The organism is Psychrobacter sp. NPDC064578, from assembly GCF_044901245.1.
In the GTDB taxonomy this organism is placed as follows: Bacteria; Pseudomonadota; Gammaproteobacteria; order Pseudomonadales; family Moraxellaceae; genus Psychrobacter; species Psychrobacter cibarius_C.
The window spans coordinates 19286-39487 of sequence record NZ_JBJDPI010000009.1 but is presented as its reverse complement, the minus strand read 5'-3'; the positions used below and the strand labels follow the sequence as shown (position 1 = coordinate 39487).

16 protein-coding genes and 1 tRNA gene are annotated in these 20202 nt (G+C 42.2%); 4 read left to right on the top strand and 13 right to left on the bottom strand.

The annotated features are described in order from the left end of the window. Positions 1 to 136: 136 nt before the first annotated feature. Entirely contained in the window at positions 137 to 2248 is a 2112-nt protein-coding gene (uvrB, locus tag ACI2JM_RS11350; protein ID WP_025652097.1) for an excinuclease ABC subunit UvrB, read from the bottom strand. A 370-nt stretch (positions 2249 to 2618) separates the two neighbouring features. Between uvrB and dps the strand changes: the two genes are divergently transcribed. Continuing rightward, a complete protein-coding gene (gene dps / locus ACI2JM_RS11345; protein ID WP_045451268.1) occupies positions 2619 to 3101 on the top strand; it encodes a DNA starvation/stationary phase protection protein Dps in 483 nt (160 codons plus the stop codon). A gap of 219 nt (positions 3102 to 3320) precedes the next feature. On the opposite strand, the gene ACI2JM_RS11340 is transcribed toward dps, so the two are convergent. The 8 genes from ACI2JM_RS11340 to ACI2JM_RS11305 form a co-directional block, all read right to left on the bottom strand. After that, entirely contained in the window at positions 3321 to 3947 is a 627-nt protein-coding gene (locus ACI2JM_RS11340; protein WP_404644256.1) for a DUF2059 domain-containing protein, read from the bottom strand. A gap of 73 nt (positions 3948 to 4020) precedes the next feature. Next, complete coding sequence (locus tag ACI2JM_RS11335; protein WP_404644254.1) at positions 4021 to 5142, bottom strand: cation diffusion facilitator family transporter; 1122 nt, start codon at positions 5140 to 5142, stop codon at positions 4021 to 4023. 102 nt (positions 5143 to 5244) lie between these two features. Beyond that, positions 5245 to 5790, bottom strand: coding sequence for an acyl-CoA thioesterase (locus ACI2JM_RS11330; protein WP_045445278.1), 546 nt, complete (start codon positions 5788 to 5790; stop codon positions 5245 to 5247). A 126-nt stretch (positions 5791 to 5916) separates the two neighbouring features. Further along, on the bottom strand, positions 5917 to 6327 hold the full coding sequence (locus ACI2JM_RS11325; protein ID WP_060491490.1) for a DUF2177 family protein: 411 nt from the start codon (positions 6325 to 6327) through the stop codon (positions 5917 to 5919). Positions 6328 to 6428: 101 nt separating this feature from the next. After that, positions 6429 to 7922, bottom strand: a complete 1494-nt coding sequence (locus ACI2JM_RS11320) for a class I SAM-dependent methyltransferase (protein WP_404644252.1) — start codon at positions 7920 to 7922, stop codon at positions 6429 to 6431. Between the two features lie 83 nt (positions 7923 to 8005). Next, positions 8006 to 8977: a DUF1365 domain-containing protein gene (locus ACI2JM_RS11315; RefSeq protein WP_404644250.1), complete on the bottom strand. Its 972-nt coding sequence runs from the start codon at positions 8975 to 8977 to the stop codon at positions 8006 to 8008. A 41-nt stretch (positions 8978 to 9018) separates the two neighbouring features. Next, positions 9019 to 10734, bottom strand: a complete 1716-nt coding sequence (locus ACI2JM_RS11310) for an NAD(P)/FAD-dependent oxidoreductase (RefSeq protein WP_404644248.1) — start codon at positions 10732 to 10734, stop codon at positions 9019 to 9021. Positions 10735 to 10791: 57 nt separating this feature from the next. Beyond that, positions 10792 to 11529 (bottom strand): SDR family NAD(P)-dependent oxidoreductase, encoded by a 738-nt coding sequence (locus ACI2JM_RS11305; RefSeq protein WP_404644246.1) that lies wholly within the window; start codon positions 11527 to 11529, stop codon positions 10792 to 10794. A gap of 541 nt (positions 11530 to 12070) precedes the next feature. Between ACI2JM_RS11305 and ACI2JM_RS11300 the strand changes: the two genes are divergently transcribed. Both ACI2JM_RS11300 and ACI2JM_RS11295 read left to right on the top strand, forming a co-directional pair. Next, on the top strand, positions 12071 to 13273 hold the full coding sequence (locus ACI2JM_RS11300; RefSeq protein WP_404644244.1) for a pyridoxal phosphate-dependent aminotransferase: 1203 nt from the start codon (positions 12071 to 12073) through the stop codon (positions 13271 to 13273). A gap of 301 nt (positions 13274 to 13574) precedes the next feature. Continuing rightward, positions 13575 to 13650 (top strand) — tRNA-Asn (locus ACI2JM_RS11295). A 259-nt stretch (positions 13651 to 13909) separates the two neighbouring features. Here ACI2JM_RS11295 and icmH read toward each other — a convergent pair. The 4 genes from icmH to ACI2JM_RS11275 form a co-directional block, all read right to left on the bottom strand. Then, positions 13910 to 14722 carry a type IVB secretion system protein IcmH/DotU gene (icmH, locus tag ACI2JM_RS11290; RefSeq protein WP_060491495.1) on the bottom strand — a complete coding sequence of 271 codons (813 nt, stop codon included), beginning with the start codon at positions 14720 to 14722 and terminating at the stop codon, positions 13910 to 13912. A 114-nt stretch (positions 14723 to 14836) separates the two neighbouring features. Then, a complete protein-coding gene (tssK, locus tag ACI2JM_RS11285; protein WP_404644242.1) occupies positions 14837 to 16183 on the bottom strand; it encodes a type VI secretion system baseplate subunit TssK in 1347 nt (448 codons plus the stop codon). A gap of 9 nt (positions 16184 to 16192) precedes the next feature. Beyond that, the gene (locus tag ACI2JM_RS11280) at positions 16193 to 16879 is read right to left on the bottom strand and encodes a hypothetical protein (protein ID WP_404644240.1); all 687 of its coding nucleotides are present in this window, start codon (positions 16877 to 16879) and stop codon (positions 16193 to 16195) included. 31 nt (positions 16880 to 16910) lie between these two features. Beyond that, complete coding sequence (locus ACI2JM_RS11275) at positions 16911 to 17960, bottom strand: M15 family metallopeptidase (protein WP_404644238.1); 1050 nt, start codon at positions 17958 to 17960, stop codon at positions 16911 to 16913. A gap of 417 nt (positions 17961 to 18377) precedes the next feature. On the opposite strand from ACI2JM_RS11275, the gene ACI2JM_RS11270 reads away from it, so the two are divergent. Next, on the top strand, positions 18378 to 20162 hold the full coding sequence (locus ACI2JM_RS11270) for a hypothetical protein (RefSeq protein ID WP_404644236.1): 1785 nt from the start codon (positions 18378 to 18380) through the stop codon (positions 20160 to 20162). Positions 20163 to 20202: the final 40 nt, after the last annotated feature.

Here is a 20202-nt window from a genome sequence, read left to right as displayed (position 1 = left end):
ATTAGTTATTAATAATCTCGAACAAAAGCGAGGCTATTTTGGTCATAAGAAGACCATAAAAAAGTGAGCTGCACCGTTGGCAACTCACCCTTTTTGTTAGATACAAACTGATATTAACGGCAGTTCAAATAACCTATTAGATCAAATGCGCTTTTAACTCTAGCACTTTATCACGCGTTTTCGCCGCATCTTCAAACTTCAAATCACGTGACATTTGCTTCATAAGCTTTTCAAGACGGTTGATTTCTTTCGCCAGCAAATCAGGACTGCGTAAGATGCTAATATCAACATCAGGCAGATTGCTCTTGATTGGAATCACTTGATTGTCATTGGCATTCTGATCGTCACCCGTATCGATTTTATCGGTGATACTGCGACGTGCCCCTTTTGGCGTGATGTTGTGTTCAAGGTTAAATGCCACTTGTTTTTCACGGCGACGGTCGGTCTCGTCTATCGCCTTTTGCATACTGTTGGTAATACGATCCGCATACAGAATGGCTTTACCATTAATATGACGCGCAGCACGACCAATGGTCTGAATAAGTGCGCGCTCAGAACGCAAAAAGCCTTCTTTATCGGCATCAAATATCGCGACTAATGATACCTCTGGCATATCTAAACCTTCACGCAATAGGTTGATACCGACCAGTACGTCATGCACGCCAGTCCGCAACTCATGAATAATCTGCATACGCTCTACCGTATCGATGTCCGAATGCAGATAAGCAACTTTGACATCGTATTCTTTTAGATAACTGGTCAAATCCTCTGACATACGCTTGGTCAAAGTGGTAATCAGCACGCGCTCATCTTTTTCTCGGCGCTTAGTAATCTCTGATAACACATCATCGACCTGCGTCAATACAGGACGAATCTCAATCTCAGGATCAATCAAACCCGTTGGACGCACGACTTGCTCGACCACTTGCTCGCTGTGTTCAAGCTCATACAATGCAGGCGTGGCACTGACATAAATAGTCTTAGGTTTAATACGCTCCCACTCTTCAAACTTCATCGGACGGTTGTTCATCGCACTTGGCAAACGAAAGCCATAATTGACCAAATTTTCTTTACGCGATCTATCGCCTTTATACATTGCACCGATTTGCGAAACAGTGACATGTGACTCATCAAGGAACAGCAGTGCGTCTTCTGGAATATAGTCAAATAAGGTCGGCGGTGCTTCTCCTGACGGACGACCGGAGAGGTGCTGCGAATAGTTTTCGATACCGTTACAGTAGCCGAGCTGTTGAATCATCTCAAGATCATACTGAGTACGCTCTTTAAGACGCTGTGCTTCAATCAGTTTATTGTTTTCACGGAAATACTCTAAACGTGGCTCAAGCTCAGCACGGATGGTATGACTGGCAGCTTCTAGTTTATTACGCGGCGTCACATAATGCGATTTTGGATAGATAGTAATACGTGGCACGCTACGTACCGTCTTACCTGTTAATGGATCAAACCAAGTAATTTTCTCCACTTCATTATCAAATAAATGCACACGTACCGCCAGCTGCTCAGACTCAGCAGGATAAATATCTAACAGCTCGCCACGCAGCCGATACGTACCGCGTCCAAAGTCTAGCTCATTGCGCGTATATTGCATTTCAACGAGACGTTTAATGGTAGCAGTGCGATCGATTTTGTCCCCAACGACGACGTGCAGCAGCATTTTTAAATAACTTTCTGGATCACCCAAACCATAAATGCACGATACCGAGGCAACAATAATCGCGTCACGGCGCTCTAATAGTGCTCGCGTCGCTGACAGACGCATCTGATCGATATGATCGTTGATGGCACTGTCTTTTTCGATAAAGGTATCACTTGCCGCGACATAGGCTTCCGGCTGATAATAGTCATAATAGCTGACGAAATACTCAACCGCGTTATTTGGAAAGAACGATTTAAATTCACCATATAACTGCGCGGCAAGCGTTTTATTATGCGCCATAATAATGGTTGGACGCTGCGTCTCAGAGATGACCTTTGCCATGGTATAGGTCTTACCCGAGCCCGTTACACCCAGTAGTAACTGCTCATCCATACCAGAATTAATACCGTTGACGAGCTTTTCAATCGCTTGCGGTTGATCGCCTGCTGGCTCAAATTCGGTAACCATCTCAAAAGCACGACTTGATATTTGCGTCCCAGACGCATTGACACCACTAATTTCAGCTTCGCCCTGTAGCTGAGTGGCCAATTGATTTAACTGACGCGACGAGCGCGGTTCAGGCATTCGCATAATGGCTTTCTTCTTCTGAAGGTTTATAACAATGTGGGGTCTAAGCTAGGGTTTTTAAAGGTAATTAAGGGTTTTATCTTGTCATCTTCTCTTACAATATTAGCATCCAGATATGACGTCACACGCCCTATTTATAACGAATAAATAGTACCTTCGTTATAAAAAACGCACACAGTATCCGCTAAATTTACAAAGCTTTTCATGATTAACAAACTCATTACACGACCACCTAATAAAGCCTAACGCTTGAGGCTTTCAATCTTCATTTAAGCTGCTATTATTTATAACGAATCAACAAGTAGTTCATTAGTAATATACCAATAACAACAAATGAGATTTTCATTAAATAATACACATAACGGAGTAGAACATGAGAGAACGTTACGCAAGTGGAATAGATGACGCAACCGCAAAGAAAATGATCGACTTATTGAACGCTAATCTGGCGAATCTCATTGATTTGAGTATGGACAGTAAGCAATGTCATTGGAATTTGCAAGGTACTGGCTTTATCGGTGTTCATCAATTATTAGATGATACTTATGGTCGCTTAACTGAAGCTTATGATACGGTCGCTGAGCGTATTGTTATCCTTGGTGGTAAAGCCAATGGTATTTCTAAACGTGTGGTCGAGGACTCTATTTTAGAGACTTATCCGACTGATATTACTGAAGTCGATCAGCATGTTCGTGAGCTTACCAATCGTTATAAGACCATTGCGGCATCATTGCGTGAAGGGATTGATGCTGCTGGTGATGCGGGTGACGAAGATACCGCTGACCTATTAACGGAAATAAGCCGTACTGTCGATAAAGATGCATGGTTCATCGGTGCCAATGCACCAAAGAAATAATATCTTTGTACTCAAACCAGTTATACCAATAAAACAGGTATATCAATAAGACAGTCTATATCAGCAAAAAAGGTCACTTTTATAGTGACCTTTTTTGTGTGTACTAACTTATGTGTACTAACTTATGTGTAATGATTTATGTGTAATGATTTATGTGTAATGATTTTAAGATTCGCGCTCAGAAACGGGCTTTAAAGTAGATAAATTGTCAGTTATCAGTTAAAAAACACCTTGGATTATTTGTTGCATCTGCGGTAAAAGCTCATCCAGTTGCGCCTCTGTCTCACTGGTATCCTCAGGCAAAGATTGCTTTAGAAATGCCGCTGTCATCTGTGGCTGTTTCGACAAGATACTTTGACCCATCACCGTATCATAAAAATCAATTTGAGCATCAACTTCCGCTTGCGTATAGTAAGTTTTTGCTGCGTTAATATATGCTTGCGTCAACGTCTGCTTGTCAGTAGCATTGCCTATACCATTGGTCATTATCTTGGCATATTGACCTAGCACTTTTTGAATCTGCTTTTGTAGCGCCTGTTGACGTTCATTTAAGTTACCATCACTTACTGACTCAGTACGATTTTGCGTTTGTACATTGATAGCCGCTTGTTGCCCGTTAACGATAGATTCTATTTGCTCATCAATGTGCATCACTTCCATCAGCTTCACAATAGACGTATCTGTTGGAGAGATATTATTCATAAAAGTATTATTGTTAATAGAAGCGCTATTCGCACTTATTCTATTGATACTTACGCTTTGCTGTTGAGCAGGCTCATTATGAATTACCAGCTCAGCCTGTGCTTGAGTCAGACTGGCTACTGCGCTAATAGTGACAACGGCCATACTTAATGAGCGAACTATGATTGAACGCCCAACAGGGCTCCCTATAGCAGACTGAAGACTTAGTTTCTCTTTATTATGCATCTTGATTATAACTATTAGGTAAGCTCAAAGTTTCAGCATTGGGTACAGATAATGTCAGGATAGCTTCCTGAAATAAAGGATTGGCACGGAACTGACTTTCAATAATTTCGAATTTTTGGGCAATCTCTTTTTCTTTTTGATTACCAGCGATATCGACTGCCGCCACCATAAATATCTTTTTGGGTCCCACCCACTCCAAATGTAAGTACGACACACTATCGATATCTGGATGATTGAGTAACTCGGTCAATGCATAGCCATGTATCCTCTCTGATACTTTATAACCGACCAAAAAGTCACGGTTACGGCTAATTAAAAAGATGGCTACCGCACCCAATAATATTCCGACAATGATAGAGCCGAGCGCATCCCAAAACGGCTGTCCCGTATAAGCATGCATACCCATGGCAGCAGCAGCGACAACCAAGCCAATGACAGCTGCCAAATCTTCAAAGAATACACCACGTAAAGTTGGGTTTGACGTATCGACCACATAGCCAATGGCGCTGACATTTATCGCTTCACCATGCTTTTTACTTTGTAAGTAAGCTTGCCCTAACGAAAACCCTTCGAGCACAAACGCAATCGCCAATACAATAAAACCGATGGTATAGTTGGTCTCGCTTTCCGCAGCATTCCACTCGGTGATACCGGTATAAATGGAGACAATCGAACCTGCCATAAAGACACCAAAAGCGGCAATCATCGACCAGACATAAGCTTCTTTGCCATAGCCGAGGGGATGGCTTTCATCAGCAGGTTTGATCGCCTTTTTCTCGGCGACAATTAATAAAGTACCGTTACCTGCATCTGCCCACGAATGCGCTGACTCTGCGATCATAGAAGCAGAACCCGTCATAAATGCTGCTACCGTTTTGGCAATCGCAATGATGAGGTTGGCTCCAACGGCAATTAATACCGTTACCAATGAAGCGGAATGTTGCTGGTCTTTATTGGTTGTCGACTTAGCAGAATCGTCTAATACAGAATGAGAATTACCATCAGAAGTGGTGCCTTTAATGAGCGTGCCAGCACCCCGAGCACGACTATTATGCGGCGCTGGCTGATGAGAAATAGGAGTATGTGACTCGGCTTCCGATGGTTTTAAGCTCATAATAATCTCGATATAGGCTTTTTGAACGCAGATATGTATTTAACCAGATCAATAGACCCTATATTGAAAGCCGTTTAACTGACTATACAAGGTCTATTCCTCTTAACGATCATGAGAATTAGCCAGCTCACCAATCATATCTCCGATATCACAACTGGGTCGATGCGAACTTTCCAGACGCAGGTTTTTACGCTCTAGTGCGGCATCAGCGCGGCATTGCTGCATGGGATTTTTGATATCAAGTGGCGGCGCAGGTGTGGGCTTGCCATTATCATCGATAGCGACCATCGTAAAATAGCAGCTGTTGGTATGGCGTACAGTACGGGCTCGAACGTCTTCTGCTTCGACGCGAATGCCGACCTCCATCGAAGTATTCCCTACATAGTTGACACTTGCTGCAAAGGTGACCAATTCGCCAACATATATAGGCTCACGGAACATTACTTGGTCAACAGACAGCGTCACCACATAATTGCCGCTATAGCGACTGGCGCAAGCGTAAGCGACTTGATCTAGCATCTTAAGCAAATCACCACCATGCACATTGCCAATAAAATTCGCCATATCAGGCGTCATAAGTATCGACATATATAGCTCATGATTTAATGGGGCTTTTTTGGCAGTCGAGCTGGTATTGTATTGCGGCATAAAAATCCTTGAATGATTTAGGGCGTTTTGATAGTAAGTATCATTTATACAGCAGCTCACAAGAGAGCACAAACGGCACTCTGTCATTGAATGGTCTAGGTTATGTAAATCTTAAGCTATTTAACTTTAGCTCAACCAATGAAAACGATAAGCAAGCCAAGCGACAATGGCGCTCACTGAACCTGTCAAGATACCGCCCCAAGCAAAATCAACCAACGCTGTATCCAGTGTAAAACCTTTGTACAACGCTAAACTGGTAAAGTCATAAGTACCGTAAGCCATCAGCCCTATTAGGCCACCAAGCAAGAATATATGACCAATCGAAGCGCCTGCTTTGATTTGTGGATATAAAATCAAGACACAGAGAGCCAGTAGATAAAACATATAGAACACGCCAGCAGCAATCATGTTTGGCTCATCGGCAAGCAGATGCCCGATACGCTTTTCATAAAATAAGCCAGTCATAGTCTTGAGCCAAACTGCGTCAATACCCAAAAATATAAGCACAGCAGCTAGATATATAAATACATAACCCATAACCACATCCTTTTAATTAGCGTTTTTTAATCCCAGCTTGTTTCCAGCATCGCTTGTTAAGTCAGTGCTTGTTAAGACACTGCCTATTGAAACGCAACTTGTTAAGACGCTATGTTTCGTTTGGAGGCGTCTTGGCCATCACTGTTGGCATTACCGCTTTCATGAGAATTCATAATATCGTGAATCAGGCGGCTGCTTTGCTCATCGGTGAGGGTGTCATGAGAAGACAAATCAGAGAAATGCATCACATCAATATTATCCGGCTTCACTGCGGTCAACTGCACCACGCCGATGGTGCGCTCTAAAAACCCACCTTCACAGTAACAAAAGTAAAAATCCCACAAGCGAATAAAGGCATCATCATAACCAAGACCCTTAATTTCTTCACGCTGTGCCATGAACGCTGCACGCCAGTCGCGCAAGGTATGAGCATAGTCAAAACCGTAATCATGTAGCTGCTTGATGACCATGTCGGTTTGTTCCGTAAACTGTGTATTTAGCTCTTGATTAGACAGCAAACAACCACCAGGGAAAATGTGCGTTTGGATAAAATCGACTGAATTAACATAATCTTGGTAGTTTTGATCGTTAAAAGTAATCGCTTGCAGCACCATCAGCCCTGTGGGTTTGAGCAAGCTATTACATTTGGTAAAAAACGTCGGTAAGTACTCGTGCCCAACGGCTTCAATCATCTCGATACTGACTAGCTTGTCGTACTGCCCTGTCAGCTCACGATAATCTTGCTTCAGCAGGGTGATTTTATCAGACAGTCCTGCCGCATCGACTCGGCGCTGCGCCTCGTCATACTGGGCGTCAGAGATGGTCGTCGTCGTTATGTGACAGCCATAATGTGTGGCGGCATAAATAGCAAAACCGCCCCACCCTGTGCCAATTTCTATCACATGATCATCAGGCGTCAATTGTAATCGCTGGCAAATGAGCTCCAGTTTATGCTGCTGCGCTGCGCTCAGTGATACATCAGGCGTACGATAGACTGCTGCTGAATACATCATCGTATCGTCCAAAAACCGCTGATACATATCATTGCCCAAGTCATAATGCGCTAAAATATTGGACTTGGCACCAGACTGATCATTACTGCGTAGCCGATGCTTCGCTTTTTCAAACGCCTTACTCACACCTGCAAAACGATTTTCTAATTTATTCAACACCGCCAAGTTACGCGCTGCCAACCGAATCAGCCCTGTCAAATCGTCCGTATCCCACTCACCATTGATATAGCTGTCTGCTAGCGAAATAGAGCCGCCAAGCAACAGCTGCCGATAGACAGTAGGATCATGAATCATCAAGGTAACGTGTAGTGAATGGCGACCCACTGCCGAACTGCTCGCGACACTATCGGATACTTTACCAAAGCTGACGGTATTAGGTGCTTGCTCATCGAATGCTTCGACTATGGTCAAGCTACCAAACTGGATATGCGCTAATGCGCGAAAGATGAGTTTTCTTGCCAATTGATTCATTCCCGCACTGACGGGCTGAAAAATGGCGCTTTCATTGACGACTTTACTCATCTGTGCGGTCAATTTCCCTAATGTCGAAACGGGTGCTCGGTCGGTTGGTCGTGCTGACATCGTATATTCATCCTTGTTTAAATGCTCTATGCTTAAGCGTTAAGCTGATAAATTTCTTTGGCTGATCGTTAGCCCTTAAACGATCAAAGAATATCTTTTGGAGTCGGTGCTTTGTTCTGTTGGCTATCGGCCAGTTTTTCATCATAATGAATATAAGGCACTTTTTTAATCGCATAAAGCTTGAAAGCATGCCAATAAATACGGGTTACAGAGGTCATGTTCATTAGCGGATTTTTTCGCAAGCTGTTGCGAATCGTTGTGGCGGTCATTAGAACGCCAGCCATTTTTATACCCGTTTTTAATATCTCACCGCGCTCATCGCTGATATCGATAGCAATACGAACTTGCAAGCAATTATCCGGCTGCTTTTTTACCTTAACCTGCCAACTATATAGCTGGTCGATCGGGTTAAAAGGTGAGACATGAAAATCTTTATTATGACAAAATTCAGTATTCGCGCCATTGAGTGTAAACCCATAATAATGGCGCTTATCCCACGGTGTATTAGAGACTTCAGCCAAGAAATGCGAGGGCATCTGCTGCTCATCGAAACCTAAGTAAAAATTGACTGGACTAAAATATATACCCGCATTGCGGCAAATGAGCATCCCAATAATATCGCCTGTTGGCGCACTACCCGCTTGCTCAATAAACGCTTGGTTTAAACGATGATTGAGCGCTTGAATAGGATTTGAACGATCATTATCATGAATTGATAAATTACTTAGGCTATTTGACTCTTGTAAAGGAATAGCTTGTAAATAATCCTCAGGACAAAACTGCTGCAAGGCTTTTTTATTTGCTGAAAATAATGACAATCCTTTGACCAGTCGCCCTTTTGAAAGCAACTTTTTTAAAAGCTTATTTTTGCTACTAATACCTGTACTTACTTCAGGAAGCTCCAGCCCTTTAGCCAATGCGCTGATATTGATGCCCCAATAACGGTATGGGTACGCAAATTTATGCACACTTGGCAGTAACCGACTGTGCCAAGTCGTCCCATGAAATAACTGATGGGGTAACAGCTTATTAGGCGTGTCGGTTTCAATAGACATAGCATTCTCTTCAATAGTGTTCGTTGATCTCACGGCCAAAATCACTGCATTTTATGACGACCAAATAAGCGACGCTTTCGCTTTGGTTCATCATTTTTAACAGTCGGTTGTAAACGTTCAATGTACTCAATCAGCTCTTGATTGGTGAGCGCCGTGACCACCTCACGCTTATTAAGTGTGAGCAATTTGCTATCTGCCTTTACCGGCAGGTCTTTATAACGAAACGGCGTATGTGCGCTCTCGGCATCAGGCAGATGAGTCGGATCAACCTCGTCCTTTATCGCAATATCATGACCGAGCGCCTGACAGACACGTAGACCACTACGTACGCCATCTTCATGAAAACCATTAAACCAATAGGCACCGCAAAAATGTGTGTGCATGTCGTTACCAGAGATACTCGACCATCTGCTTTGCGCCTTAATCATCGCTTTATCAAACACAGGATGGCTATAATCGATGCGCTTGATGACGTGCTTATCATCAACATTTTCATGAACGATTTCTGGATTCAGCGTAACCAAATAATTGTGCTTTTTGGTCAGGCGTTGCAGAATATTCATGTGATAAGTCAGCACTGGTTTTGCTGATGTTTGCGCTTTTTGTTTTGCGAGACTCTCATCAATCAGATAATTCCAGCTGGCCCATGCCAATGGCTTGTTCGGTAGGACACTGACATCGGTATGCAGTACGGCGGTATTTTTGGTAAAGCGAAAATGACTGAGTACCTCATGTTCATCCTTACTGGCATCTTCTAAAATTTTGAGCGCGGTGCCTGCATGACAAGCAAAGATAACTTCGTCAAATACCAATTTTTCGTTTAAGCTTTCGATATTGTTGTCAGTAATACTTTTATTTTTAACCGTCAATAATACTTGCTCACCATCGCGAACCACAGACTGTACGGGACTGTTTACTCTCACCTTACCGCCCGCTTTGATGAAGCGTGGAATTAACTTATTGACGTACTGTTTTGAGCCACCTTTGATCGTAAACCACTGCGGACGATTAACTACATCGAGCAAGCCGTGATTGTCAAAGAACTGTGCAAAAAACACCAGTGGGAAGTCTTGTACTTCATGCAGACTGGTTGACCAAATGGCAGAAACCATTGGCAGCAAATAATTGTCTATAAACAGCTTGCCATAGCTTTTTTCTGTGAGATAGCTGCCCAGTGTTTGCTCAGTAAAAATACTAACATCTTGCCCGTTAGCACGTGTCATTTCGTAGTCTTGGCGTAGCTGCTTGATATGTTTATTGAACTGTAAAATATCTTTGATAAATTGCCAAAATTTTGGATTGAAAACATTCTTACGCTGCGATAATAAAGTATTGAGCGTGTGACCATTGTATTCAAAATGGCGCGCTGTATTCTTTACCGAAAAGCTCATGTCAGTCGATTGAAACGGCACTTGTAGCTCATGCAGTAGGCGAAAGAAATTTGGATAAGTACGCTCATTAAAGACGATAAAGCCAGTATCTATGGTACTGTTTTCCACATTGCTGCTCTTTGCTTTTTTGCCGTCTTGTAGCGCCACATCGATGGTATTTACATGACCGCCAATATAATCATTAGCCTCAAACACTGTCACTTCATGTTGCGCCACCAGATAATGAGCGCAAGTCAATCCTGATACACCTGAGCCAATGATAGCAATACGTTTTTTAGCTTGAGCGTTAGTCGTCTGTTTTGAGAGGCTGCTGGCTTCATGAGAGACTGTCTCTAGTTTCTTACGTTTACGGCGGTTAAACAGCATTGATGCGTTCCTTTCCATATTTTTAGTAATTTGTTTTTAGCAGTTTTTCAATATAAGCTATTTTTTATTAATTTTTTCACTGACTTGCTGCCACACCAAATCTGGTAACGTACCCAATACCTTTAGCGGTAAAGTGAGCTTTTTGGGAAATTCGATCACATCGCGACCACTCGCGATACCATCACGAATAGCTTGGCTTGCCTGCGCTGTTGTTTGGATAAAGGGCATGGGAAAATCGTTTTGCTTAGTCATTGGCGTCTCGACAAAACCAGGCACGACCAAGCTTACCGACACATCATGCGGTGCAAGACTAATTTGCAAAGTTTTCATTAGATAATGGATGGCAGCCTTTGAGCTGCCATAAGCTTCGGCACGAGCAAATGGCACATAAGCAGATGCTGAACCAATGCCAACCAAGCGACCTTTTGAGGCGATTAGTTTTGGCAATATCCCTTCGATAGCATGTGACAACGTACCCATATTTACCGACATCACTTTCATAAACGAGGCGCTATCGAAGTTTGGCATGTCCAAATATTCGCACATGCCAGCGCCACAAATCGCCAAATCAACCTCTTCAATTTTTTCAAAAGCATCGATAACTTTATCCCGATCCATGAGATCTAAGTCAACCGTTTCTGCGCCTAGTGACTCAAGCTCAGCCAATGCCCTATCGTCTCGACCAACGGCATAGACATGATGACCGTCTAGTAGATAGTCTTTTGCCAATTGATTGCCAATACCCGACGTCGCGCCAGTAATAAGTATATGTAATTTCTTAGTAGAGTCAGTCATCGTAAACGTCCTTTTATTTGTGCTGATAGTACGAAACTTACCATGCATTAAGGTGTCAAATACTTGCTTATCATCTTTAGTCAGCTGATGGCATTAACCTTTTTTTGTTAAGGTATCATCCATTTTATTTATTAAATCTAAACAATCATAGCGCAAGACTATCGATTTATTGTTGTGGTTTCGCAATCAATGCGTCTCTTAATTGACTGAACCTGTCTACTCTCACGCACTGGAAAAATTGCTCTTAGGTCTGTCGTTTTATGTTACTAGCCTTATAAGACAGCCTAATTACGGCATGCTACAATACTAAAAATCAAAAATATATTTGAATTAAAGGGCTGATTAGTCAACGTATTTATCATGAAAATATCCAACCTGTTGAAAGCGCTTATGTTTATTAACGGTTATTTATTTTCAAAAATCAACTTCCCTTCCGACAGTTTTTGAAACTGCCTGATATCGTGTCCTAATGACACCTCAAACGTTATACAATTAATGATAGTGCTTCACCAATCCCACTCCACTATAAAAAGGATCTCTCATGAGCGAATTGCAACTCTCTGACCGCGTCAACAACATCAAGCCATCGCCTACGCTAGCGATTACCAATAAAGCCAAAGAGCTAAAAGCCGCTGGTAAAGACATAATCGGTCTGGGTGCGGGTGAACCTGATTTTGATACGCCAGAGCACATCAAAAAAGCAGCAATCGATGCCATTAATGACGGTTTTACCAAATACACCGCTGTCGATGGTACGCCAGAGCTCAAAAAAGCCATCATTGAGAAGTTCAAACGTGATAACAACATCAGCTATGAGCCCAATGAAATCCTAGTATCGGTCGGTGGTAAACAATCATTTTTTAATCTTGCGCAAGCCTTTATCAATCCAGGTGATGAAGTCATCATTCCGGCACCTTACTGGGTCAGCTATCCTGACATGGTCATCATTGCAGAAGGTGTGCCAGTCATCGTCAAATGCCCTGCTGAGCAAGATTTCAAAATCACCGCTGAGCAGTTAGAAGACGCCATCACTGACAAAACTAAAATGCTGGTACTAAACAGCCCCTCTAACCCAACAGGTATGATTTACACGTTGGATGAGCTAAAAGCCATCGCTGAAGTGCTGAAAAAGCACCCACAAGTTTATGTTGTGTCAGATGACATGTATGAGCACATCCGCTGGACGGGCGATAAGTTCTACAATATTTTGAATGCCGCACCTGAGCTAAAAGAGCGGGCGATCATTTTAAATGGCGTGTCAAAAGCATATGCGATGACTGGCTGGCGTATTGGTTACGCTGGTGGCCCTGCCAAGCTGATTGGGGCGATGAAAAAAGTACAATCACAGTCAACCTCATGCCCAACATCGATCAGCCAAGTGGCTGCCGAAGCCGCTATTAGTGGCGATCAAAGCGTGCTCACGCCGATGGTAGAAGCCTTTGAGAAGCGTTGTGATCTAGTCGTTGATGGTTTGAACGCGATTAAAGGTATTACCTGCCTGCATCCTGATGGCGCTTTCTACGTATATCCTGACATCAAACCACTCATCAAAGCTGCTGGTCTGTCATCATGTACTGAATTTTCAGCATGGTTGTTAGAGAAGGCTGGCGTAGCAGTGGTGCCTGGTGACGCCTTTGGTCTTGGTGGCTATATGCGCATCTCTTACGCGACTGATGAAGCAACGCTAAAAGATGCCTTATCACGTATCGAAAAAGCGGTGGCTGATCTAGACGTTGCTGAATAAAGACTAAACAGCCACTGTCTTAAAATTACTATGCTTAGACATGTGCTTAAACATGTGCTTATAAACGAAGACGCCACCTATCCTCTATGTGGCGTCTTTCTTATTTATCTCACAATTGCGAGTTTTTTTTGGCAAAAAACCTCAAAAAAAGCCTTATCTCCTTATTAAAACAATTATCTTTGATAATTATGCAAAAAAGGCTTGACGTATTTTTTATTTTTGCTAGAATACGCCCCACTTAGCAAGAACTCGTTAGAGACTTCTAAGGCTCGTTGTAAGGTTTTAAACACTTGCAGCTTATTCTCCAATAGCTCAGTTGGTAGAGCAACGGACTGTTAATCCGTGTGTCCCTGGTTCGAGCCCAGGTTGGAGAGCCACATTTTAGTTGTAAATTTCTTGAATTATTTTTGATTCAATTATGGCATTTGCCAAAACCCTCATCTCTTTGATGAGGGTTTTTTTATGGCTACTATTTTTATTGGCATGAAGAAATTTATATAAAACTCAGTAGAAAAATAAGTAGCCAACGATATAACAATTATTACCTTGCTGTCCTAACAGTTTTTATTTCAGCACAACGTATGCAGCTGAAATAAAAACTGTTAAAGAAGTTAGCATTTAAAGTAAGGAAAATAATTAAGGTAGGAAAATTGAGATATGAGCTTGCTCTTTGTTTTCTTGAATCACATTGTCGTATGCTGACAGCTGCTCATTCGAGAAACTATTGGTAAACTGCCACATGGTAGCAAATATTGCGGTCAACAACACTGCCATGACCGTGAGTATGACCCATAGTGGCGTTTCGCTCGTGAGCGTGTGTTTGATTTGGTCCGGTATCGCCCAAAATGGCGAGAACTCGTTCTTATTACCCCGTAGATGCTCAATTTCATCCCCTAAGCGTGAGATAAGATAACGAATTTTCTCTGGTGCCTCTAAACGATACTTCCCTTGAAAACCAAGTAGCATCGCATAGTGATAGACTTCCAGAGCAGGCAGACGTCTCTCTCCTTGCTCGCGTAGCCCATCTAAACGCTCAAAGAACTCATTACCAGCAATTTGTGAGCCAAATAAATCCAGCTGCAAAGGATTTAGCTCCCAAGCATCTTTCAAAGTTTGAAACTCTGGCTCTTGCGAGGTCATGATGGTCTCATCAATCAACGCACAATACGCATACTTGGCTTCATGGATATCTTCTGACAGAAATCCTTTTTTGCGCGCATTCATCTCGAATTTATCTAAGAAATCATATATTTTTTGACGAAATTGTCGCGGCTCTGTACTGAAATAATGATTACGCAATAAAAACACCAAGTAAAAACCGTCATACATGATGTCTACCAGCGACTGACTACTGATACGCTTATCTAGACCCGTTGCTGAGACCTTTGAAGCCACCTCGCCTGAATCTAACAACGAAGGTGCAGAACCCATTGAATTATTCCCTGACATGATTATTCCTAATGCTTATTATTTCAAATACTATTGAGGGCGCGTCCTCAAAATGAGAGCGCGCCCTAGTGCATACTCATCTTGCAACCTCAGCACCTCTAGAGACAAAAAGAATTACTGTACGATAGCCATCAGCTCTATTTTTAAATCATCAAAGCCATTTGGCACATAAATACAGATAGATTCAGATTTGAGCATTTCGTCATATAGCTCGCCTACCGGTTCGATGGTGAAGTAGCTAAAGCCTGGTCTCACTGGTATCGCACTGGGTACTTGGCTGACGTGTGAAATAGAAGAGCCTGGCAGCGCTGATAAGACACGTTTCTCTACTGAGTCAGGCGTCGCAATTTTAAATCGGCGTGGTACGATGTCGATGAGCTCGTGCATCGGCAATGATGAGCTAACAGACAGATACAGCTGTGAGCCACGCGTGATCTTGTCACTACTTAGCTCGCCTGTATAATAAGATGGCTTATTCTGACGCAATGGAATCGAGATAAAGTTACTGGCAATGACGGTATTGAGTAGCTCACGAATAATCAAAATGATACTGACAAATGAGTCATTGGCATTATCGTGATGATAAGAAGGTAAGTCGCCCACCTTATATAATGAGCTAAAAGTAGCCAATTGGCTGGCGACATTTAATAATGCTTCATAAAGGCGCTCTGGATGTAGTTTGGCATTATTATATAAATGACTGAGCTGAGAGTATGCGGTATTTAGCGTATGCAATAGCCAAAAAGAGGCAATATCTGAGGAGCGAAACTCCAGTAAGTCATTGTTAGACTGACGATGATGGTCATACAGTGACGTAGACTTGGTATTAATCATCGTCAGCAAACGATATACGTGACCAATAAGCGCAGGGTTACTCGTAATATGCACACTTGGGACGATATAATCATCATCAACTTGATAGACGCCTTGAGTGGTACGCACGAGCTTGGCTACCAATAAGGATACGGTATCTTGGCTAGGCGCTTGCGCAGAATGGCTTAACTGCAAACTTGGCGACAGTTTAATCACGTCAATGACTGCTTCAGCGGCTTGGCTATATAGGTCTTGTGTCTCAATAGCACCCCTGACATAGCGTGCTGGGTTGTCACTACGATCCGTCTGTATATTGCTGCCGCCACTATGGACAATCTCTAAACTCAAAAATACGAAAACTTCATCGCCATTGTCTTGGGTATCTAAGGTAATGGCTTTGGGTAAGGTGTCAGTACGAGGCGCATGATATATCGTACCATCGGGCAATACCGCATAAATACTTTGAAAGCTTAGTAAATTGCTTTCCAAAAGTTGCTTATCAATCTGAACATCAGATACTCCATAAGCATAAGGATGCACCAGCATCATACTCAAAGCGCGTTGCGAGTCATGATAAGTGTCTTGAATCTGAAAATGTTGGGGTCGCAAAAACAACCCTTCTCCCCATAATACCCTGTGTTTACTCAAGACAATCTCCTAAGAACAGCTGACTAGTGGCTGCTGATAATATTTAAGTTTGGTGGTAAATGTAGGTGCCAGTGCTGGGTCAATACCCTCAGTAATGCTGACATCGCATCCACCAATATTGATCGCCAGTGGCGTATCAAAATTGAGACTGGCAAGTGGGATAAGAAACTGTGAACGTTTTTTGGTATATCTCAGCCCCACTTTAATAGCGATAAAGCGCGCGTCTTGTGGAATGTTCACGGTCAGACTGCTCTCACGATTTGGGATAATACTGATTTCTTTGGCAGCCAGCGCTTCAATATCCGTAAACTGACTCTCTTCTTCCAAAAATGCGATATAGGCAGTACTTGCTGTGCCTACTTTGGTACGTCCTGCATTGGCATTAGTGGTGGGTTTTATATTTAGAGTAATCTGCTGACGCTTCAGTTTTTCTTGCAATGCTTGCTGCTCAGCACTCATGGTCGCCAGCTGCTGTTGCTGCAGTTCTAGCTGTGCTTTTAAGCTTTGCAAATCAGCACTATTTTTGCCATTATCAACGATATGGCTCATGGCATCTATAGTAGGAGTCTCGCCTGCCAATGCTGATACCTTGTCATTTGACTTGCTCAATTTATCAGTGCTGCATCCGGCGATCGCACCAGTTAGCAAGCAAGTGGCGGCGATTAATGATACTGGCAATGTCATACATTTATTCATACTTTCAGTTTACCTTAGCTTTTTATTATCATTATTGACTGGTCAAAATCTCAGCCATTTCTGGGCGACCGAGCACGCCTTTTTTGCGCAGCTCGACATGCCCAAGATCCATCATACGCCAATCACCACCCCACACAAGTCCGGCAGATTTGGCTACTTTACCATATAATTTATAGCCCCGCATTGCCCAAGGATCCTTTTCGCTTATGACAATTTTACCATTTCTGATAAAGGCGCTATCGCCCGCTAAACCAAACTGATGATAGCTCTTGTATGATCCTGCCTTCGTTACATGAGTCCCTTTTTTCAATAGTCTTGCTTGCCTTGCAGGGCTACGATAGCCTTCTAACAGCACCATGTCATAGCCATATTGATCACTCATTACTTTATACACAGTCAACAGCCGTTGGACGAAATCCGAGTTCATTTTTTGCCAATTACGGTCAGCATTTTTGATATTGATATGACCATTGTTTAGATGTGCAGCCAACATGTCACCTGAATAGCCAGTGCTATGATCTTGCGTGTCTAAGTCAGACAAGTCAGGCTCAGGGAGCATTAGCGGCCTACCAATCTGAGGTATATTTGTCTGATTATCCGGCCAATACCCTTCCTCTGTCTTGTCAGCTTGATAGCTTGCAATCTCAGCTTCTAGTTCAGCAAACAGCTCCTCTGGCGGAGGCGACGGCGGACGCAGACGCTCTCCTATGAGTAGTTGGCTGATTTGCAGATTTGTCGTGCTAGCCACGGTATCATTGGCATGATAAACCTCCAGAGAATGATTGGTAATCAGGGCATAACACAATCCAACCGTTGCCATGACAATCAAAAAAGACAATGCCGATATCACTGGAATACGAGAAACATCTATATCTGAAATAAAACGAATAAACTGCTTGATACGATAATGAAATGCCTTCTTTGGTGTCTTTATTGATGGACGCTTGAATTTTAGGCTAGGCAATCGATGAAAAAACACCATTACCTTATCTAATAGTCGTCCACATAGCTGCCGATCAAAAAGCATGACCATCATGAGGATAGAGAGCAATGTAAAGACCGATACAGTCAAGTAAATCATAGGCAAGAGTCAGCGACAGTTGAGACGATAAAAACAAAATAACAATAAACAGGCGTTGATAATTACGATTTCGTCAGTATTATATAGACAAATCATCCCCTTTTAAAATAAAGCTAACTTAATTACACTAATTTTTATTTATTGCTATCCATTAGCTTATCTATAGACAGCTTAAAAACACCATTTCATTATAAAAATTTACTTAATAATACTTAGAAGGCTTACTGGTTATCGATTTTATAGTTTAACAACGTTTTCAAAGCGATTCCTATCATTACAATCGAATCATAAAAAAGACAAATAAAGTTAACTAGTATAGTAAAAATAAGCTTATAGATATCATAAAATTTGGATCGAAAAGCTTGTCTACATGGTAATAATCATAAGAACAACCCAACAAATAGGGAGTTTAAATAAGTGGGCGCAAAAAAAATACTGTCATACGGCCGATCTGTTTTAGTCATGATTTTGGTGTTGTATCTCATTTTGGTCTGGATGTACTTTAAAGACAATGCGCGACAGCTGACCTCATCTGGCTTATTACTATGGTTTGTTACCATCCCTTTATTGTTTCTTGGCTCTATCATGGCGCTCTTATGGTGGCAAAAAAAACTGGATAAACAAACAACCGATTCACCAGAGATACTTGATGGAACAACAGATAAAACAGACGCTATTAAGCCGCCCAATACTTATCAGTTATTCATCTATAGCCGTGTCTGCCTACCAGAAGGAGACTGTTGGTCTGAAGTGGTGGACAATGATGCAGACCTAACCGTATTGAGCGAGGATTTGACAGATATTGATGGTATGCCAATGTTGGTCAAACCGATTGCAAGACTCCCTGATGCAGCCGCCCTACCATATCCTAATATCTCTGATGCCTATTCAGCAGATTCAGAGTTTGACGACAGCTATTCAGACCATTATTTAGATTCGAACAGTGATTTAGACAATAGTTTAGACAGCCATCTCGATGATGAGAGATTTACCGAACGTAAAGCCGCGTTAAATGATACTACCTTGCGTTTACAGGCATTAATTTTTGAGCAGCTAGTCTTGAGCCAGGAGATGCTGTCTAGCCTTGCCGAATACTTTTACCAACATCACCAACAAGATACGACTCAGTCCAACGCAGCCATTCATATTCATCCCGAATGGCAGCAACATTATTTGGTGAGTGCCAACGAAATAAGTAGTGAAAATAATAGTACTAAAGAGAACGGTGATGACAAAATGACAGCAGCCTCTGCTGGTCATTTAACCAATCTTCCTATTTATTTATGCTTACCTTCCAGCGCCGATTCAGCATTTTTAATCGCGACCATAAAAGAACAGTTAGCAATTTACGGTATTCCTGATACACGGATTGCTATTACGACCATCATAACTGACAGCACTGACATCGCAAACACCGTAGCAAATAATGGCGCTAACAATACTGCCATTGCCACACCTACAGAATTCATCAATAGACATCTACTGCCTTTATCTAAATCAACTGCGCCGGATCTTTGCTTAATTCTCATTGCAGATTCACAGATAAGTGAAGAATGGCTAGACACTCATTTGTATGCTGAGCAAATGACCAATGTCGTTCCAACTGAGGCGGGTGCGCTGTTGCTATTCTCGAATCAAGCGGCTCAAGAGCTACTCAATATTGACGCCAGTACCCGTATTTTATTAACGGAGATAGCTACAGCTCATCGCACTGAGCTTTTGAGTGATAATCGTCGCTATTTTAATCATTTAACTACTATCAAAAACCTATTAATAGACAATATGCTTTCACTGTCGCCGACCGATACGACCATGCTAAAAACCACTGATAAACAGACAATAAAGCCCGCAAAAAAATCGTCTGACATCAATAGCAAAGAAAAATACAAGACTAATGTTTCTATAACAGACATGACCATTACCGCCATGTCTGACATTAATCCATTAAAGCAGTCCTATGACTTATCAACGTATATGAGCTTTCTTGAAGCATTTATAGCACAAGGCGCTCTAGTAAACGAACATCATTTAGGGCATTATATGCCATTGAATAATTGGTTGAAGCCATTCATCAGCCTATCACTCTTCATTGACTTAGCCAAAGAAGACCAACAAGAGTCAGACAGATCGTTTTTAATTACTCAACATAAGCACTGCAATATTCTTTGGTTGCTAGACTCTTCTCAAAAATCTGAGTCGTAGTTTTAATGGTGTTTTGTCGTGGTAAATACTCGTTTTATTA

Excerpts from the sequence above, each read along its gene's own strand:
- icmH (WP_060491495.1), bottom strand. The coding sequence starts at position 14,722 with ATGTCAGGGAATAATTCAATGGGTTCTGCACCTTCGTTGTTAGATTCA.
- ACI2JM_RS11280 (WP_404644240.1), bottom strand. The coding sequence starts at position 16,879 with ATGAATAAATGTATGACATTGCCAGTATCATTAATCGCCGCCACTTGC.
- dps (WP_045451268.1), top strand. The coding sequence starts at position 2,619 with ATGAGAGAACGTTACGCAAGTGGAATAGATGACGCAACCGCAAAGAAA.
- ACI2JM_RS11300 (WP_404644244.1), top strand. The coding sequence starts at position 12,071 with ATGAGCGAATTGCAACTCTCTGACCGCGTCAACAACATCAAGCCATCG.
- ACI2JM_RS11305 (WP_404644246.1), bottom strand. The coding sequence starts at position 11,529 with ATGACTGACTCTACTAAGAAATTACATATACTTATTACTGGCGCGACG.
- uvrB (WP_025652097.1), bottom strand. The coding sequence starts at position 2,248 with ATGCGAATGCCTGAACCGCGCTCGTCGCGTCAGTTAAATCAATTGGCC.
- ACI2JM_RS11325 (WP_060491490.1), bottom strand. The coding sequence starts at position 6,327 with ATGGGTTATGTATTTATATATCTAGCTGCTGTGCTTATATTTTTGGGT.
- ACI2JM_RS11315 (WP_404644250.1), bottom strand. The coding sequence starts at position 8,977 with ATGTCTATTGAAACCGACACGCCTAATAAGCTGTTACCCCATCAGTTA.
- ACI2JM_RS11310 (WP_404644248.1), bottom strand. The coding sequence starts at position 10,734 with ATGCTGTTTAACCGCCGTAAACGTAAGAAACTAGAGACAGTCTCTCAT.
- ACI2JM_RS11320 (WP_404644252.1), bottom strand. The coding sequence starts at position 7,922 with ATGTCAGCACGACCAACCGACCGAGCACCCGTTTCGACATTAGGGAAA.
- ACI2JM_RS11340 (WP_404644256.1), bottom strand. The coding sequence starts at position 3,947 with ATGGCCGTTGTCACTATTAGCGCAGTAGCCAGTCTGACTCAAGCACAG.
- ACI2JM_RS11330 (WP_045445278.1), bottom strand. The coding sequence starts at position 5,790 with ATGCCGCAATACAATACCAGCTCGACTGCCAAAAAAGCCCCATTAAAT.
- ACI2JM_RS11275 (WP_404644238.1), bottom strand. The coding sequence starts at position 17,960 with ATGATTTACTTGACTGTATCGGTCTTTACATTGCTCTCTATCCTCATG.
- ACI2JM_RS11335 (WP_404644254.1), bottom strand. The coding sequence starts at position 5,142 with ATGAGCTTAAAACCATCGGAAGCCGAGTCACATACTCCTATTTCTCAT.